Source organism: Bacillus sp. FSL R7-0685 (assembly GCF_038002425.1).
GTDB classification, from domain to species: Bacteria; Bacillota; Bacilli; order Bacillales; family Bacillaceae; genus Bacillus; species Bacillus subtilis.
Genome location: NZ_JBBOCN010000001.1, coordinates 34,814 through 51,239, shown reverse-complemented (window position 1 = coordinate 51,239; position 16,426 = coordinate 34,814). Strand labels below are relative to the sequence as shown.

Below are 16,426 nucleotides of genomic sequence, written 5' to 3'. Positions count from 1 at the left end.
CATGAAAGAAAGAGCCTTGAGAAAGCGCCTTTTTTCGCTGAGTCCAAGTTTTTTCTTATCATTGAATGAAAGGTCCTTCTCTAGCCTATGTAGCGGCAGTCCATGTGGTGCGCAAAACAAAAAGCCCTTTTAGAAAAGGGCTTTATACAATCCGTTAGACAGCGCTGCGAACTCCTCAATAGACAGGGATTCACCTCGGCGCTTACCGTCAATATTTGTTTCTTCGAGCACTTGCTCAATCGTTGATTTTTGCGCTTTTCCTTCAGGCAGATTGTTAACTAAGTTATTGAGCAGCGTTTTACGGCGCTGTGCAAAGCTTGCCTTGATGAGCTGAAAGAAAAAGGATTCGTTTTCCACGTCCACTGCCGGGCCGTCTCGGAGAATCAGACGGATGACTGCGGAATCGACATTAGGCTGAGGAACAAATACGGTTTTCGGAACGATCATCACCGTTTTGGCTTCTGTATAAAACTGCACCGCGATTGAAAGCGAGCCGTATTCCTTAGATGAAGGATCAGCCGCCATGCGCTCAGCCACTTCTTTTTGCAGCATGACCACAATCCCTTTCAGCGGAAGGTGTTCTTCAAGCAGTTTCATGATAATCGGTGTTGTTACGTAATAAGGAAGGTTGGCAACTACCATGATCTCATCACAATCTTGAAATTGTTCTTCAATGACCGATTTGACATCAGCCTTTAACACGTCATGATGAATGACAGTGACATTGTCGTAAGGTGACAGCGTATCCTTCAGAATCGGCAATAATCGCTGGTCAATCTCAAATGCCACGACCTTTTTCGCCCGCTTGGCAAGCTGTTCGGTTAAAGCCCCGATTCCCGGGCCGATTTCAATGACACCTGTTTTCTCAGTCACTTCCGCGTGATCAACAATTCTGTTTAAAATGTTCGTATCAATTAAGAAATTCTGTCCTAAGCTCTTTTTAAAAGAAAAACCGTATTTCTTCAGTATCTCTTTCGTTCTAATCGGTGTCGCAATATCTTTATTCATTCTGTTCCTCCCGCATAACGGTATCGAGCGCACTCATAAAATCACTTTTTTTAATTTGAAACATTTGCAGCCGTTTTTGAAGCTGTTTGCCATTTGTATAGCCGATTTTCAACAGATCACCCAGTCGTTCCCGGCGGCGTTTGGCCGCAGGCCCGCCTATTAGTCCGGCATGAATCAAATCCTCAGCTGAAATGTCACTCGGCTGCGCTTCCATCTCCTCATGCACATTTTCTAAACATGCCCTAATGCTTTCAACCGATGCATGCTCTACACCAATTCCCCGCTTGTTTTTAGGTTTGGCAAGATGTTTTGGCAAAAATGCATGCTTACAGCCGGGTACAGCCTCTGAGATGGTTTTGCGAATCTTCTCTCCCGGAAAGTCCGGATCCGTTAAAATAATGACGCCTCTGGTCTTCTGGGCCAAACGGATTTGGTCAATCACATGATCATCGATGGCTGAACCATTTGTTTCAATTGTGTCTGCATCAACAGCCAATTTGATGCGGGCCGTATCGTCACGCCCCTCGACCACAATGATCTCTTTAATTTTCATTATTTCCTCCAAGACAAAATAAAAACTTTTGTATATTCATGAAACTTTTTCTTATATCGAGCGTCTAATAAGCAGAAAATGCACTTTGTCTATTATAACGAAAAAAACAGAGGGCGCAAAACCCTCTGAATACATAAGTATATATTAATTTAAGATTTTAATTTTGACTGTTTTATTTCCCCATCGGTACGCCGATGATTTCTCTGGGAAAAAGACGTCTATCTTGTTCCCTTTAATCGCTGAACCGGTATCTGCAGCAATGGCATATCCATAGCCTTCCACGTGGACTTTGGAGCCTAGCGGAATGACATTTGGATCCACAGCGATGACTTTGGCATTCGGATTATTTTTTAAATTGACGCCTGTCGCTGTATGTCCTGAACAACCGCTGCAGCTTGCCGTATAAGCCGTAGATGATACAGTCATGACTTTGCCTGTTGATTCATTGCTGCGGGACACAACTGTTTTTGAATCACCTGAAGCACTGACCGTTTCAACTTTTGGACTGCTTTGCTTTGTGCCGACAGCAATCACTTTATCTTTGCTTTGTTCAGCTGTTTCTTCTTTTACAAGCTCTCTGGACACTTCTTTACCGTTTTCTTTAACAACTTCGAAATGTTTTTTTAGCTTGCCTTCTTTTCCTTTTTGGACGACCTTTTCTTTCCCTTTTTCAAGAGAAGCGTCTTCTTGCTTTTTCACATCGAACGCAATCTTCTCTTCAACTACATCGGTGACCTTTTCGATACGAGTAATTGTAATATCAGCCTTTCCTTTCGTCAGCTTTGCATCTAACGCAGGCTTGATTTTATCTTCGTCTTTTATGTTCATCTTTTGCTGTTTTAAAAAGTCAGCGACCGTAGTCGAAGTCGTCCAAATCTTCTTTTGTTTCCCTGCATCATTCACAGTAACCTGAAATGCGGGCTCTATGTTAATCTTCATGTCTTTCGAAATATCTGTATCTATTGCGGGATCAATTTGATCTTGTTCTTTCACATCAACATCTTGTTCGTCCAGTAATGCACCGACCGTTTTTGCTGTTGACCATAACGTCTTTTCTTCCCCGTTTATTGTAAGCTTTACAGGTTTTGCAGCCTCATACACAACGTCCATGTCTGCTGTTATCTTTGTCTGTTTAGCAGGTGTGATCTTGTCTTCGTCTCTTGTCTTTATATCAAGCGTCTCCAAAAGATCACCGACTGTATTTGCATGTGTGCGTATATGTTTCTTTTTGCCATTGATAGAAACTGAGACTGATTGTTTCGTCAGCTCATGAGCCGCGTACGCAGTCCCGCTTCCTGCCAAAAGCAAACAAGCAGCAACCAGAATGACTTTGCTTTTGCTAAGCTTTACGGAAAACAGCTTTTTCATTTTTTGTGTGATGAAAAACGCCTCCTTCTCCTCGGAGAGATTATATAGAGTATCTAAAAGGCTGTCAACCCTCCCTTCTCTTTCTCCCAAAAGCTCAGTGTCCTCTTCATTATCCTGAAATACACTGAGAAACGGAAGAAAGACTTGTCGACAAACCTATCCTATGAGGAGAAGAAAGCATGTAGAACTTTTATAGAAAAACGCTGTAAGGGACAAGCTCTTACAAAACCCGCTAGCGTTTTTTGTCAGTTTATACGGAAAAGTCTTTTCGCATTTTCAGTCGTGATGGAAGCAATCTCTTCAAAGGTCATTTCTTTTAATTCGGCGATTTGTTCTGCCACATATTTCACATAGCTTGGCTCATTTCTTTTCCCGCGGAAAGGGTGCGGTGTGAGAAACGGGCAGTCCGTTTCAATCAGCAGCCGGTCATTGGGAATTTCCTTCACTACTTCCTTCGGTTTCTTCGCATTTTTAAATGTCACCGGTCCCCCAAATGATAAATAAAAATTCATTTTCATGCATTCTCTTGCCACTTCCGCACTTCCTGTAAAGCAGTGCATGATTCCGCCCACAGCTTCTGCGCCTTCCTCTTTCAAAATGGTCACGACATCCTCCGTTGCATCACGGTTATGAATGATAATAGGCAAATTGACCTCTTTCGCTAAGGCGATTTGTTTTCTAAACACCTCTTTTTGAATATCTTTAGGTGATTTATCCCAATGATAATCCAGTCCCATTTCCCCTATCGCTACCACTTTCTCATGAGCAGAAAGCTCTTTAATCCACGCTAAGTCTTCCTCTGTCATGTCAATAGCGTCAACAGGGTGCCAGCCAATGGCTGCATAAATAAAATCATATTCCTCAATCATTTCCATCGCACGGGTAATCGTCGGACGGTCAAAACCAACTACGACAATTCGTTCAACTTTTTCAGCTTTTGCCCGTTCAATAACCTCTTCAAGATCAGTATCATATTGTTCTGCATTTAAATGCGCATGTGTGTCAAACAACATAAGTGAAAAACTCCTTTCTTGTCGAAACACAAAAGGTGTTCGACGAATTGTTACACGTGAAACACCTTTTGTTTTATCATTATTTAATTCTTGTGCCTTTTGGTAACGACTGATCGATAGACACGACCTTTAAAACGCCGTCTGCTTCTCCTGCAAGGATCATACCTTGAGAAAGCTCTCCTCTGAGTTTAACCGGTTTTAGATTTGTTACACAAACGAGTTTTTTTCCAACAAGCTCTTCAGGCGTATAATGCTTCGCAATGCCGGATACCACTTGGCGCTTTTCAAAACCAAGATCAAGCTGCAGCTTCAATAAACGGTCTGCTTTTTTCACTGGTTCTGCCTCAATGACCTCAGCTACGCGAAGCTCTACATCCATGAATTGATCAATTGTAATTTCAGGTAAACGATCGACCTCTTGAGGCTCTTCTTCTTTTGTTTCTTCTTTCGCTGGTGCTGAACCTTGCATTTTCCCTTTGATGTAAGCAATTTCTTCTTCTGCCTCTAAACGAGGGAACAATGGCTCGCCTTTTTGTACTTTTGTATCTTTCAGCTGGCCGAAAGCTGTAATGCTGTCCCAAGCTTTTAAAGATTCATCAGTAATGCCCAGCTGCTCGAACATTTTTTCAGGTGTTTTTGTTAAGAATGGCTGAAGCAGTACCGCTGAAATACGCAATGATTCAGCGAGATGATACATAACTGATCGCAATTCTTCTTCTTTTGCCGGATCTTTCGCAAGCACCCATGGAGCTGTCTCATCAATGTATTTGTTTGTGCGGCTGATGAGCTGCCATAAAGTCGAAAGTGCTACCGAGAACTCCATATTTTCCATTGCTTTCTCATAAGCTTTCACTGTTTCTTCAGCAACAGAAGTTAGCGTATGGTCAAATTCCGTAACAGCACCTTTGTAAGAACCGATTTGTCCGTCAAAATACTTATTAATCATCGCAACAGTACGATTCAATAGATTTCCTAAATCATTTGCTAAATCATAGTTAATCCGCTCAACAAATCCTTCCGGCGTGAATACTCCGTCAGATCCGAACGGCACTTCGCGAAGCAGGTAATAGCGAAGCTCGTCTAAACCATAGCGCTCAATTAATGTAACCGGATCTACAACGTTTCCTTTTGATTTCGACATTTTTCCGTCTTTCATCAAAAGCCAGCCATGCGCGAATACTTGCTTTGGCAGCGGAAGATCCAGCGCCATCAGCATAATTGGCCAGTAAATAGTATGGAATCGTACAATCTCCTTACCGACTAAATGAACATCGGCAGGCCAATATTTTTGATAAAGCTCATCATTTTCTGTATCATAACCGAGTGCCGTTAAATAGTTAAATAGTGCGTCAATCCAAACATATACAACATGCTTTGGATTTTCCGGCACCTTCACGCCCCAATCAAAAGTGGTACGTGATACTGCCAAATCCTCAAGTCCAGGTTTGATAAAGTTATTAATCATTTCGTTTTTGCGTGATTCTGGCTGAATGAATGTCGGGTTTTCTTCATAGTATTTCAGAAGACGATCCGCGTATTTCCCCATGCGGAAGAAATAAGATTCCTCTTTGATCAATTCAACTGGGTGACCGCTGTCAGGGCTTTTTCCGCCGATGACCTCTCCCTTTTCATTCCGCTCAATATCAACGAGCTGAGTTTCCGTGTAGAACGTTTCATCAGGGATGCTGTACCAGCCTTCATACTCATCAAGATAGATGTCCCCGTTATCAAGAAGCTTTTGAAACACTTTTTCAATGACAACTTTATGCCGTTTTTCTGTCGTGCGGATAAAGTCGTCGTTTGAGATTTCAAGCTGCTTCCACAGTTTTTGAATATCTGCCGCTGCGCGATCCACATACTCCTGAGGTGTAATGTTTTCCTGTTCAGCTTTTTGCTGGATCTTTTGTCCATGCTCGTCCGTTCCCGTTAAATAGCGAACATCGAACCCTTTTAATCTTTTGTAACGTGCCATTGCATCTCCCGCGACTGTCGTATATGCATGGCCGATATGTAATTTTCCGCTCGGATAATAAATCGGTGTTGTAATGTAAAATGTATTGTTTTCTTGCGGCATCTTGAAACCTCCTAATCAGAATGTCAAAAAGCTCCCGCCCAAAGGACGAGAGCGGCGATAAGTGCAAATCATATATGAATATTATTTATATTTATCCTTTATCTATGATACCATCTTAGCCTTTAAGATCAAGAATATATACATACGCCCTGAAAAAGAATAATTAAAATTAAAAATCTTTAATGAAAATAAAAAAAGTCTGTTCATGTCGAATTTTGTCGTATATAATCAAATGAAATAAAAAACTTTGGTTCGAAAGTCTTGATTTAAAAGGATTTTTAGCAGGATAATAGCTTTATTAAATATTTATAAAATGCTGTTATTTCGGTAGTTTCTAAGACATTACTGACTATAAGAACTAATTCTTACAATCAATAGTAAACAAAATGATTGACGATTATTGGAAACCTTGTTATGCTATGAAGGTAAGGATTTTGTCGAATAATGACGAAGAAAAATATAATTTAAACAAATAAGTATCTCTTGGGAGGAGAATGTTTATGAAATCTACTGGTATTGTACGTAAAGTTGATGAATTAGGACGTGTAGTTATTCCTATCGAACTGCGTCGTACTCTTGGAATCGCAGAAAAAGATGCTCTTGAAATCTATGTTGATGATGAAAAAATCATCCTTAAAAAATATAAACCAAACATGACTTGCCAAGTAACTGGTGAAGTTTCTGATGATAACCTTAAACTTGCAGGCGGTAAATTGGTTCTTAGTAAAGAAGGCGCTGAGCAAATCATCAGCGAAATCCAAAACCAGCTTCAAAACCTTAAATAATCATTTCTTGTACAAAAAACGTTCTTGTTATGACACAAGAACGTTTTTTTATTGCTTAATATGGTAAGCATCGTACACTTCACGCTTTGGTACATTGCGATCGACTGCTGCTTTTTTAATGGCTTCTTTAGAAGTAGCGCCTTTCGAGATGTAATGCTCGACATGTTCTTTCGCAGTGAGGGTTTCCCACCATTGTTCTTCCTCATCTACCTCTTCATTATTACTTCCTTCTACAACAAGACAAAACTCGCCGCGTATCTGATCCTCGTTTGCCCATCCAATGACCTCGGATATCGTTCCTCGGATAAACTCTTCATATTTCTTAGTGAGTTCACGCGTTACAGCAATTTCCCGATCTCCTAATATCTCTGCCATCGCTGACAAGGTTTCCTTCAATCTGTGAGGCGCTTCATAAAAAATGATCGTTTCCCGCCGTTTTTTAAGGGCTTCAAGCTCCTTCTTCTTTTCTTTTTTCTGTCTGTTGAGAAAACCGTAAAAGAAAAAAGGCTGCGGTACAATACCTGATGCAATAAGAGCTGTTAATGCAGCATTTGCTCCCGGCAACGGAACAACATAACCGCCTATATCCGTAAAATCTTTTACAATTTCGGCTCCGGGATCAGAAATCGTCGGCATACCGGCATCACTGACAAGAGCAATGTTTTTTCCCGATTTTAGCCATTCAATAATTTTGTACCCACTGCTTTCTTTATTGTGTTCGTGATAGCTGACGAGCGGTGTTTCAATTTCATATACATGACAAAGCTTTTTCGTTTGCCTCGTATCTTCCGCAGCAATCGCATCCACTGATTTCAGCGTGTCGATCGCCCGGAATGTCATATCCTCTAGATTTCCGATTGGGGTTGGGACCAAGTAAAGAATCCCCATGTCCGACTTTCCATTAAAGCTCATTTGGCGCCTTAACATATACAGCCTCCTTGGTGTTCCGCTTTTCTTCTATATAAAGCTCTTTTTTCTTTCGAGTTAGTTTTTTGAAATAATATTCCGCCTGCATAGCTTCCCGCTTTGTTGAAAAGCTCTCGGCAAAAATTAATTCAACCGGACGTCTTACTTTTGTGTACTTTGCGCCCTTTCCATCATTGTGCGTTTTCACTCGTTTATGCAGATCGTTGGTATATCCGGCATACCAGCTATTGTCCTTACATTTCACGACGTAGAAGAAATGGTTATTTGTCTCCATATAAAATGGTCCTGATTTCTTTTGTATATTCATTTTGTTCATCATAAACGAATAAGGGAGGAAGAATTTTCAAATCTGGGCGCCCACCTTTGATACCTTCAACCAGAATGGTATTGGCTTCTTTCCCTTGCTTCGGATAGACAAATTGTACACGTTTCGGCTCGATTTGATAAGCCTTCATCAGTTCAAAAATCTCCAGAAGCCTTCCCGGCCGGTGAACAAGAGCTGCTTTTCCCCCTTGCTTGAGCAGCTTGCTGCTGACTGAAATGACATCCTCCAGTGTGCAGTGGATTTCATGTCTTGCAATTCGGAGATGCTCATTCATGTTTTGTTCAGTTTGTTTCGGCGTTTTAAAATACGGCGGATTGCAGGTGACAACATCATATCGATTATGTCCAAGTTTCTCCGGCATGTTTTTCAGATCATCATGTATGATCTGAATCTGATCCTGCAGCTTATTATACTCCACGCTGCGAACAGCCATATCATGCAGCCTTTCTTGAATTTCGACTCCCAGAATGTCTGCTTTTGATCTTGTACTGAGCAGCAGCGGCACAATACCATTGCCGGTGCATAAATCAACGATTTTCCCTTTTTGAATCGGAACGTACGCAAATTTGGACAGAAGCACAGCGTCCAACGAAAAAGCAAACACTGTTGGGCTTTGTATGATTTTCATGTCCTCTGCCAGCAAATAATCTAATCTTTCATCATCATGTAATGAAACCATCTTCTTATCCTTTCAGTACCTTTGAAAAAGGCTCCCGTCTTATGCGGAAGCCTTTTCCCTATTTTTTATTTAAGAATGACAGACAGAAAAGACAATCCTCTTTTCGAACACTTCCATAGTGGACATTGCAGATATGAAATCCTTCTTGATACAGACGTGCCAGATTATCATATCCTTCCCCTATATCAGTTTGCTCTGTCTTCTGTGTTTTTGATTCTTTTTTATCAGCTTTGAACTTTTCAATCTGTTGCGTCGTATCGTCCAGCCGTTTGCGCAAATGCTTGTTTTCAAGCTGTAAATGATGATTTTCCTCAATCATCTCACCGATATGCTGCTTCAAATCCCCCAGCTGCCGGTACAGTGAGCCAATTTGTTCTTCTAAGTTAATGACTGTATCAAATAACTCTTTTTTATCCAAGGTTCCACACCTCGTTAATCTGTGGTTTGTGCGGATACGACGCCCTCTTCCAAGAGCTCTTCCCAAGTATATTCTATCACTTTTTCACGGTTTATCAGTTCCACCTGAAGCACCCGTTCCAGAATATTTAGTCCGACTACCTTCGCGAGACCGTTTGCTGTCGTAATCATTTCTCCTATATCCGGAAGCTGTTCTTTTGCCGTCTCATACTCATCGTTCTCATATTTTAGACAGCACATCAATCGTCCGCAAAGGCCCGAAATCTTCGTAGGATTTAAAGACAAGTTCTGATCCTTGGCCATTTTAATGGAAACGGGTTCAAAATCTCCAAGGAACGTTGAACAGCAAAGCATTCTTCCGCAAGGACCGATTCCTCCGAGCATTTTTGCCTCATCCCTTACTCCGATTTGGCGCAGCTCAATTCTTGTCTTAAAGATAGAAGCCAAATCCTTTACAAGCTCTCTAAAGTCGACTCGGCCGTCAGCAGTGAAGTAAAAAATGACTTTATTGCGATCAAACGTGAATTCAACATCGACCAGCTTCATATCCAAGCCATGCTCAATCACTTTCTTTTGGCAGATATCAAATGCTGATAGTGCTTCCTGTTTATTTTCTTCTACAATGAGAAGATCGCGCTCGTCAGCCACACGTATCACTTTTCGAAGGGGAAGCACCACATCATGCTCATCCACCTGTTTATTTGCAATTACGACCTGGCCGTACTCAACACCTCTGACAGTTTCTACAATTACGCAGCTGTCATGTTCTATATGAAATCCATTCGGATCAAAATAATATATTTTACCCGCTTTCTTAAAGCGGACACCAATTACATTGTACAAGCTTATCCCTCCTGCAACATTAACACCAAGTGCTCCATTAATCCTTGTACATTCACATTGGAATGAAGCCGTTTCTTTGCTTCTAAAACAGCAAGTATCTGATTCGTAACGCTTTGTTGTGTTGATTGTAGCGCATGCTGTTTTATTGATTGGAATAAGTCTTGATAAATCAATTTATCTTCATTTCCTATTTGGATGGACAACACATCACGATATATCAATAAGAGCATATCAAGACCCATTTCTTGATGGGTTTTTTCTTTGAAAAAGGGCATCCATTGATCTTGAATAAAGAAAAAAGCATGTCCTTTCCGCTGGTGTAGGACTTCATACAATTTTATCACTTTCGCTCTAGACTCTGCAAACTCATCATTTCGACTTAATTCGACTGCTTCTGCTACATTATTAGTCATGTTGGCCAGAAGCCTTGCCATATGAGGCGAGACGTCCTGTTCGATCAGTCTGTCTTCAATTGCTTTCGGCTGCAAAGGCTGAAAAGGAAGGGTTTGGCATCTTGAAATGATGGTATCCAATAACCTTTGGGGCTGCTCAGTGATGAGGACCGCCATTGTGTCTTTGTTCGGTTCTTCTAAAAATTTCAGCAGGCTGTTCGCCGCATTTGCTGTCATTTGATCTGCGTGCGAAATAATATACAGCTTTTTATGCGATTCAAGTCCTGTCTTAGAAAACTCTTCTTGGAGCGCTTGAATTTGCGCCTTTTTGATTGATAAGCCATCAGGCTGAACAAGATGGAGATCAGGATGGTTCCCTGACTCTATCCGTTTACAGTTTCGGCAGCTCTCACAAGGCTCCGCGCCATCCTCCAGACAAAAGAAGCTTTTTGCAAGAAGCAGCGCGGCATCAAGCTTGCCTGTTCCTTTTTTCCCCTCAAACAAATAAGCGTGTGATAGTCTGTCCTTCTCAATACTATTATATAAAAGCTTCATCACTCTGGGCTGAAGCTCGTTCATTTCCTTCCAGGATATTGCCATTGTATCACTCTCTATGTGTAAAGGTTAATTAATAAACCTTTTATTTCGCCAATACGCTCCAGCAAATCAATTGCCGGTTTTTCCTGATCCATCATCTCTTCCGTAAGCTGTATCAATTTGTCATCTATTTCTTTCACAAGTCCCAGCGTTCTGCTGTTCCCATAAAGGTCAAAGCTTTTCGATGTTTCATGTGAAAGGCCGCTGTCCACAGCTTCTTTGACAAAACGTTTCACAAGTCCTTTAAATCTCGCTAAGTCTTTAAAATTCCGAGATTTCGTTAGCCTTTTTCCGAATGCTTCTATATCAGATAACAGCCTGGTAAGCTGATCAAGCTTCATTTTGCTGCTTTGGTTTTCCATTGATGTTTTAAACGATGCTGTGATCTCAGATGTTTTCACAGAGGGAATCTGCTTATTATCTATAAATGTACGTATATCTTTATTAATTTTCACAGTTTCAGATCCTTAAAATTGATGAAATTCATCGACTGGAAGGACAAATACTGTCGCTCCGCCAACTTCAACTTCGACTGGATAAGGGACATAAGAATCAGCATTTCCGCCCATTGGAGATACAGGGGCAATCATCTGATCACGTTTCTGCCCGTTTTCTTTAATGAGACTCAACGCTTTATTGACGCGTATATCCTCGACACCGATCATAAACGTTGTATTGCCTGATTTAAGAAATCCTCCTGTCGTCGCAAGCTTTGTAACTCTGAAGTTGTGATCCGTTAAGGTTTTCAAAAGTCTGTTGCTGTCCTGATCTTGTACAACTGCCACTATCAATTTCATCTGTGAAGGCCTCCTTTAGATTGGAAACAACGTGATCTCGTTTACATTATTATATCAACTATTGGGAAACAGGTCACAATTGAATTTTTTTCAACGCTTCATCGATCACCTTTAGAACATCCTGAACGACGAGGTCTTTGGATTGCCCGGCATCAACTGAATGAAATCTTTCCGGAAATCGCTTCATCAGCTCTTGATAACCTTCTTGTACTTTTGTATGAAAGTCCAGTTTTTCTAAATCGAGCCTGTTTTTCTCCCGTGAGCCGTTTGCGTAAATACGCTTCAGTCCTTCTTCCGGATCAATTGAAAAATAAACCGTTACATGGGGCATCATATCTCCAATGGCAAATTCATTAATGGACAGAACCTCATCAATTCCAAGTCCTCTTGCATATCCTTGATACGCAAGAGAACTGTCTATGAATCTGTCGCAAAGAACGATAAACCCCTGTTCTAAAGCAGGTTTTACTTTTTCAACTAAATGCTGGCGTCTTGCAGCCGCATATAAGAGAGCTTCTGTTTTTGGGTCCATTAATGTATTGTTCTCATTCAGAATAACCTCTCGAATTTGTTCTGCAATATCTATTCCGCCTGGCTCTCGAGTTGCCATAACCTGAAGGCCTTCCGCTGTCAGTATGTTTTTGATCTCCTGCAGAACAGTCGTTTTTCCTGCACCTTCAGGACCTTCGAATGTAATAAATAAACCGCTCATGATTTCTCCTCTTCTATATAAACAAGTAGTTGTTTCTCTTTGATTTTCATATTCCCTTGAACATGCGTTTTCATGCTGATCAAGCGGCTGAGTTTTTGCACACTTTCTTTTGTTATTCTTTCTCCCGCCATAATCATCGGGATACCCGGAGGATAAGGGATGATATCTTCTGCATTCAGCCGGCCAGCTGCTTCCTCAAAGCTCACATATTCTTTCTTAAACGAATGTAAGACCTTTTTTGGATAAGGCAAGACAGTAACAGGCTGCACACTCCATTCTGCAGAAACAAACGCCTGATCCGGAGGCGTTTTCTCAATCTCTTCATCGATGCTTCTAATGGTTTCAGCATTTATTCTCCGTTTTCCTCCCAATGGGAGAACGAGCAGTACTTGATTTTCATCAGCAAGCTCAGTGAATATGTTGGCACGCTCTAATATGCTTTGCAGCGTATAGCCAGAATGCCCGCGTTTTGAACGAATTGTGAGCTTCAGCGGGTCCGTGATGATCAGTGGATTAGCAGGGTTAACAGCTTCTGCATTTGTAAGTGAATCAAACGTTTGTTTAAGTGTTTGTATCCGCTGCAGAATGTCAGAAAGCTTTTGTTCTTCTATAATATGCTGTACATAAGCGCGGGCAATATCTAACGAAGCCATTATCGGATAAGACGGGCTGCTGCTTTGTAATCGGTTTAAATACTCTGCCACCCGATCCCTGTTAATCCTGCAGCTGCTGTTAAGATGCAAATAAGAACCCATCGTCATGGCAGGCAACGTTTTGTGGGCCGACTGAACAACAATATCTGCCCCCATTTTTAAAGCTGAGACCGGAAAAGGCTCACCTAAAATAAAATGTGCGCCATGCGCTTCATCGACCAAAACAGGAATCCCGTAATGATGGGCTTCAGTAATGATCTCAGTCAAATCAGCACTATGTCCGTAATATGTCGGATTGGTAAGTACCAAGCCTTTCGCATCTGGATATGCTTCCAGGGCCTCTTTAATTGTTCCAAGCGGAACATGCGTAGGCACATGCATCGCTGAATCAACGTCAGGTGCAAGATAAACCGGCTCAGCACCGGACAAATCAACAGCATGAAATACAGATTTATGACAGTTTCTTTGAACCAGAATTGTATCACCAGGTTCACAAACAGATAAAATCATCGCTAAGTTTCCGACAGTCGTACCATTTACCAGAAAAAAACTTTCCGCCGATCCATATAATTGACTGGCAAGCTCCTGAGCTTCCTTAATCACCCCAGAAGGATGATGGAGATCATCCAGTCCTGCCAGTTCAGTTACATCAATGGTGAGAAGCGGATCGAATATTGACTTAGCGTCATCAAAAAAGACATCTCCATTGTGATGTCCCGGAACATGAAATGAATGAGAATTTCTTCTCGCATGTTGAATTAATGCTTTATATAAAGGTGTGTTCATGAAAACAATCCTTTGAATGTGTCTTCTTACACCTTATTATATCGTGCCTCTGACAGAACTTAAAGCCAGACTTACTGGTAACTATCTTTCCTTTATTGTAAGCAGCTTTTGCTTTAGGTCGCCTTCCATCATCATCAGCTCTTCTTCTGCCTGACGGCGTTTGATTCGTCCTTCTTCTTGTATAGTCAGTGTTTCTTCAAGCGTGCTTATTAAGCTTTCCTGCACCTTTTTTAAGGTATCTATATCAACAAGGCCTCGTTCATTTGCTCGTACAGTTTCAATTGTATTGGTTTTTAAAAGCTCCACATTTTTCAGCAAAAGCTCATTGGTTGTATCAGATACTTTCTGCTGTGCATCCACTGCATTGCGCTGCCTTAAAAGCGTCAGTGCAATGGCAACTTGATTTTTCCATAACGGAATCGCTGTCACAATGGATGACTGAATCTTTTCAGCTAACGCTTGGTTTGTATTTTGAATCAGCCTGATTTGCGGTGCACTTTGGATTGTAATTTGCCTGCTCAGCAGCAAATCATGCACCCTTTTATCTAACCGGTCAGCAAATTGAATTAAATCATTCACCTCTTGAACGGCCATTTGGTTATGATCACTCGATTCAGCCTGTTGCTTCAGTTCAGGAATCGTTTTTGTTTTTAATTCCTCCAGCTTCAGTTCTCCTGCAGCAATATAAACATTCAGCGCGGCAAAATATTCTTTATTTTTTTCATATAACTGCTCTAACAGCTTGTTGTCACTGATTAAAGCATTTTTAGAGTGCTCCAGCTTCAAGCTGATTTTGTCTATCTGCACACTGGTCTTTTGGTATTTAGACAGCACCTCTTGAAGAGAACTTGATACTCTTCCAAACATGCGTGCCAAAAAACCCTTTTTCTTAGATTGGAGATCATCAGGATTTACTTGCTCCAGCTTTTTCATCAGCTCTCCAAGTATTTCGCCAATCTCCCCGACATCCTTCTTTTGAACATGATTAATCATATCATGAGAAAAGTTCAGCAGTTTAGATTGAGCTTGTGAACCGTATAAGACAATACTTTGCATATTTTTATGATCAATCTGTCCAGCAAGCTGAATTGCTTTTTCCTTGTTTTCCTCAGGAAGAACATCAACAAGCCGTACTTGCTCTTTCTCTGCTTTTACAGCCTCCGAACCTGGTATCTCTATGTTACCACCAAAAGGATCTGCCAATAATTCATCTATATGAAGGTCGCTTTGGTCTCGGTTCATCGCTCTTACCCTCTTCCCTTATTTCTTTAATGAATGTTTTGCTGCGTCTAATTCAAACTGCAACTCGTCAATTTCATCACCCATTACTTGAGTTAAATCTTCCTCTAAACGCTTGGTCAATTCAGTAAGAGTGATGCGTGTCTCACTTAACGACATCGACAGTTCTTTGCTTTTTTTTGGGTGAGATGATAGAAAAGCATACTTCTCTGTCAATTCAACAACCGAATCGAGAGTTTGATAAAAAAATCGTTCTGCCTGATAAAATCGCTTTGGCTCTTTTTTGGTGAGGAGATAAATCCTTCTCACAATCCTTAGCATTTCTGCATTTTGCTTAAACATTTGAATGCTTTTAGCCTGAAACAAGGCTTTCCTAAGACGGATCATTTTCTGCCTTGCTTCCTCTAAGTTTTTCTTAATGTAAGCATACTCTCTTCCTGTCAATTCATGCTTTTTAAGAAATAACCGTCTTGCATTCCAGATGCCAGCTATATATACGGCTGCTCCAGAAGCAAGCCCATAAACAATAGATAAAAAAAGCGACTGGTTTAAACCAAAAAAGCTCAATATTCCAATGAAAACAAAAGTCGCACTGCTAGTTAAACTCCACATCAAAAAGTGAAAAAATCTCTGCATGAGATAATCGACTCCTGTGTCTATACTCAGTTTTAATATTATTATCTACTACGTTCAATCCTTAAACAAGTTTCATCTTCTTTTTATTATTAAGAGTACAAAAAAAGACCTTTTCAGGTCTATGAGTATAATGGCGGTGTATGAATGCTCTTTAGTTTTTTTACGTAAAACGCATAGTCAGGATCAGAAGTTGATGTAGAAATTACTTTTCTCTCACAATCTAAGCATATGAATTTCGTATAAAGATGAATGCCTCTATTCTTCTCTTGATCACAAATCACACATGTATGATTAAGTTTACCTGTTTCGTCCATCTTCTCCACCTCCGTACAGTTAGCCTCCCCTTAAAACGGATATTGTATACACTATTTAGACCTTTTTGAAACTTTAAATCAGTATATGGGCTATATAAGCCCTCGGTGTTTGTATTTGTTTGATTTTCTCGATCTTGAGTAAACAAAAAACCCAGCTCAATGAGCTGGGTTTAAGCTTGCTTGGCGGCGTCCTACTCTCACAGGGGGAAACCCCCGACTACCATCGGCGCTGAAGAGCTTAACTTCCGTGTTCGGTATGGGAACGGGTGTGACCTCTTCGCTATCGCCACCAAACAAATTGAGAGTGT

19 protein-coding genes and 1 rRNA gene are annotated in these 16,426 nt (G+C 40.9%); 1 reads left to right on the top strand and 19 read right to left on the bottom strand.

From position 1 onward, the window contains the following. Positions 1-129: 129 nt before the first annotated feature. From rsmA to metG, 5 genes are all read right to left on the bottom strand, one after another. A complete protein-coding gene (rsmA, locus tag MKY50_RS00270) occupies positions 130-1,008 on the bottom strand; it encodes a 16S rRNA (adenine(1518)-N(6)/adenine(1519)-N(6))-dimethyltransferase RsmA (protein ID WP_015253009.1) in 879 nt (292 codons plus the stop codon). Continuing rightward, positions 1,001-1,561 (bottom strand): ribonuclease M5, encoded by a 561-nt coding sequence (gene rnmV / locus MKY50_RS00265; RefSeq protein ID WP_015253010.1) that lies wholly within the window; start codon positions 1,559-1,561, stop codon positions 1,001-1,003. The genes rsmA and rnmV overlap by 8 nt, the downstream gene beginning before the upstream one ends. Positions 1,562-1,705: 144 nt before the next feature. Beyond that, the gene (locus MKY50_RS00260) at positions 1,706-3,019 is read right to left on the bottom strand and encodes a ubiquitin-like domain-containing protein (protein ID WP_015715099.1); all 1,314 of its coding nucleotides are present in this window, start codon (positions 3,017-3,019) and stop codon (positions 1,706-1,708) included. 155 nt (positions 3,020-3,174) lie between these two features. Next, a complete protein-coding gene (locus MKY50_RS00255) occupies positions 3,175-3,942 on the bottom strand; it encodes a TatD family hydrolase (RefSeq protein WP_014475570.1) in 768 nt (255 codons plus the stop codon). Positions 3,943-4,021: 79 nt separating this feature from the next. Continuing rightward, entirely contained in the window at positions 4,022-6,016 is a 1,995-nt protein-coding gene (gene metG / locus MKY50_RS00250; RefSeq protein ID WP_003226758.1) for a methionine--tRNA ligase, read from the bottom strand. A gap of 494 nt (positions 6,017-6,510) precedes the next feature. Between metG and abrB the strand changes: the two genes are divergently transcribed. Next, positions 6,511-6,801 carry a transition state genes transcriptional regulator AbrB gene (gene abrB, locus MKY50_RS00245; RefSeq protein ID WP_003226760.1) on the top strand — a complete coding sequence of 97 codons (291 nt, stop codon included), beginning with the start codon at positions 6,511-6,513 and terminating at the stop codon, positions 6,799-6,801. A 48-nt stretch (positions 6,802-6,849) separates the two neighbouring features. Here the strand turns inward: abrB and rsmI are convergent, their stop codons facing one another. The 14 genes from rsmI to rrf form a co-directional block, all read right to left on the bottom strand. Further along, a complete protein-coding gene (gene rsmI / locus MKY50_RS00240; protein WP_341115988.1) occupies positions 6,850-7,728 on the bottom strand; it encodes a 16S rRNA (cytidine(1402)-2'-O)-methyltransferase in 879 nt (292 codons plus the stop codon). Further along, positions 7,703-8,002: a GIY-YIG nuclease family protein gene (locus MKY50_RS00235; RefSeq protein ID WP_014475567.1), complete on the bottom strand. Its 300-nt coding sequence runs from the start codon at positions 8,000-8,002 to the stop codon at positions 7,703-7,705. Before MKY50_RS00235 ends, rsmI begins: the two co-directional genes overlap by 26 nt. After that, positions 7,989-8,732, bottom strand: coding sequence for a tRNA1(Val) (adenine(37)-N6)-methyltransferase (locus MKY50_RS00230; RefSeq protein ID WP_021479732.1), 744 nt, complete (start codon positions 8,730-8,732; stop codon positions 7,989-7,991). The genes MKY50_RS00235 and MKY50_RS00230 overlap by 14 nt, the downstream gene beginning before the upstream one ends. Positions 8,733-8,790: 58 nt before the next feature. Next, complete coding sequence (gene yabA, locus MKY50_RS00225) at positions 8,791-9,150, bottom strand: replication initiation-control protein YabA (protein ID WP_003218308.1); 360 nt, start codon at positions 9,148-9,150, stop codon at positions 8,791-8,793. 14 nt (positions 9,151-9,164) lie between these two features. Continuing rightward, positions 9,165-9,992 (bottom strand): competence/sporulation regulator complex protein RicT, encoded by an 828-nt coding sequence (ricT, locus tag MKY50_RS00220; protein WP_341115985.1) that lies wholly within the window; start codon positions 9,990-9,992, stop codon positions 9,165-9,167. Positions 9,993-9,994: 2 nt separating this feature from the next. After that, complete coding sequence (gene holB / locus MKY50_RS00215) at positions 9,995-10,984, bottom strand: DNA polymerase III subunit delta' (RefSeq protein WP_003226770.1); 990 nt, start codon at positions 10,982-10,984, stop codon at positions 9,995-9,997. An 11-nt stretch (positions 10,985-10,995) separates the two neighbouring features. Then, a complete protein-coding gene (locus MKY50_RS00210) occupies positions 10,996-11,436 on the bottom strand; it encodes a YaaR family protein (protein ID WP_009966249.1) in 441 nt (146 codons plus the stop codon). 12 nt (positions 11,437-11,448) lie between these two features. Beyond that, positions 11,449-11,778, bottom strand: coding sequence for a cyclic di-AMP receptor DarA (gene darA, locus MKY50_RS00205; RefSeq protein WP_003242755.1), 330 nt, complete (start codon positions 11,776-11,778; stop codon positions 11,449-11,451). Between the two features lie 73 nt (positions 11,779-11,851). Beyond that, positions 11,852-12,490: a dTMP kinase gene (tmk, locus tag MKY50_RS00200; RefSeq protein WP_015253015.1), complete on the bottom strand. Its 639-nt coding sequence runs from the start codon at positions 12,488-12,490 to the stop codon at positions 11,852-11,854. Further along, complete coding sequence (locus MKY50_RS00195; protein WP_116316705.1) at positions 12,487-13,929, bottom strand: aminotransferase class I/II-fold pyridoxal phosphate-dependent enzyme; 1,443 nt, start codon at positions 13,927-13,929, stop codon at positions 12,487-12,489. Before MKY50_RS00195 ends, tmk begins: the two co-directional genes overlap by 4 nt. Positions 13,930-14,010: 81 nt before the next feature. Next, positions 14,011-15,171, bottom strand: coding sequence for a toxic anion resistance protein (locus MKY50_RS00190; RefSeq protein WP_341115982.1), 1,161 nt, complete (start codon positions 15,169-15,171; stop codon positions 14,011-14,013). A gap of 18 nt (positions 15,172-15,189) precedes the next feature. Then, entirely contained in the window at positions 15,190-15,804 is a 615-nt protein-coding gene (locus tag MKY50_RS00185; protein WP_069963934.1) for a 5-bromo-4-chloroindolyl phosphate hydrolysis family protein, read from the bottom strand. Positions 15,805-15,923: 119 nt separating this feature from the next. Then, complete coding sequence (gene csfB, locus MKY50_RS00180; RefSeq protein ID WP_015482686.1) at positions 15,924-16,118, bottom strand: anti-sigma-G factor; 195 nt, start codon at positions 16,116-16,118, stop codon at positions 15,924-15,926. A gap of 178 nt (positions 16,119-16,296) precedes the next feature. Then, positions 16,297-16,412, bottom strand: a 5S ribosomal RNA gene (gene rrf, locus MKY50_RS00175). Positions 16,413-16,426: the final 14 nt, after the last annotated feature.

What these genes read in the sequence shown, in the direction of transcription:
- rsmA (WP_015253009.1), bottom strand. Translation starts at nt 1,008, where the DNA reads ATGAATAAAGATATTGCGACACCGATTAGAACGAAAGAGATACTGAAG.
- rnmV (WP_015253010.1), bottom strand. Translation starts at nt 1,561, where the DNA reads ATGAAAATTAAAGAGATCATTGTGGTCGAGGGGCGTGACGATACGGCC.
- MKY50_RS00255 (WP_014475570.1), bottom strand. Translation starts at nt 3,942, where the DNA reads ATGTTGTTTGACACACATGCGCATTTAAATGCAGAACAATATGATACT.
- metG (WP_003226758.1), bottom strand. Translation starts at nt 6,016, where the DNA reads ATGCCGCAAGAAAACAATACATTTTACATTACAACACCGATTTATTAT.
- abrB (WP_003226760.1), top strand. Translation starts at nt 6,511, where the DNA reads ATGTTTATGAAATCTACTGGTATTGTACGTAAAGTTGATGAATTAGGA.
- rsmI (WP_341115988.1), bottom strand. Translation starts at nt 7,728, where the DNA reads ATGTTAAGGCGCCAAATGAGCTTTAATGGAAAGTCGGACATGGGGATT.
- MKY50_RS00235 (WP_014475567.1), bottom strand. Translation starts at nt 8,002, where the DNA reads ATGGAGACAAATAACCATTTCTTCTACGTCGTGAAATGTAAGGACAAT.
- MKY50_RS00230 (WP_021479732.1), bottom strand. Translation starts at nt 8,732, where the DNA reads ATGGTTTCATTACATGATGATGAAAGATTAGATTATTTGCTGGCAGAG.
- holB (WP_003226770.1), bottom strand. Translation starts at nt 10,984, where the DNA reads ATGGCAATATCCTGGAAGGAAATGAACGAGCTTCAGCCCAGAGTGATG.
- darA (WP_003242755.1), bottom strand. Translation starts at nt 11,778, where the DNA reads ATGAAATTGATAGTGGCAGTTGTACAAGATCAGGACAGCAACAGACTT.
- tmk (WP_015253015.1), bottom strand. Translation starts at nt 12,490, where the DNA reads ATGAGCGGTTTATTTATTACATTCGAAGGTCCTGAAGGTGCAGGAAAA.
- MKY50_RS00195 (WP_116316705.1), bottom strand. Translation starts at nt 13,929, where the DNA reads ATGAACACACCTTTATATAAAGCATTAATTCAACATGCGAGAAGAAAT.
- MKY50_RS00190 (WP_341115982.1), bottom strand. Translation starts at nt 15,171, where the DNA reads ATGAACCGAGACCAAAGCGACCTTCATATAGATGAATTATTGGCAGAT.
- MKY50_RS00185 (WP_069963934.1), bottom strand. Translation starts at nt 15,804, where the DNA reads ATGCAGAGATTTTTTCACTTTTTGATGTGGAGTTTAACTAGCAGTGCG.
- csfB (WP_015482686.1), bottom strand. Translation starts at nt 16,118, where the DNA reads ATGGACGAAACAGGTAAACTTAATCATACATGTGTGATTTGTGATCAA.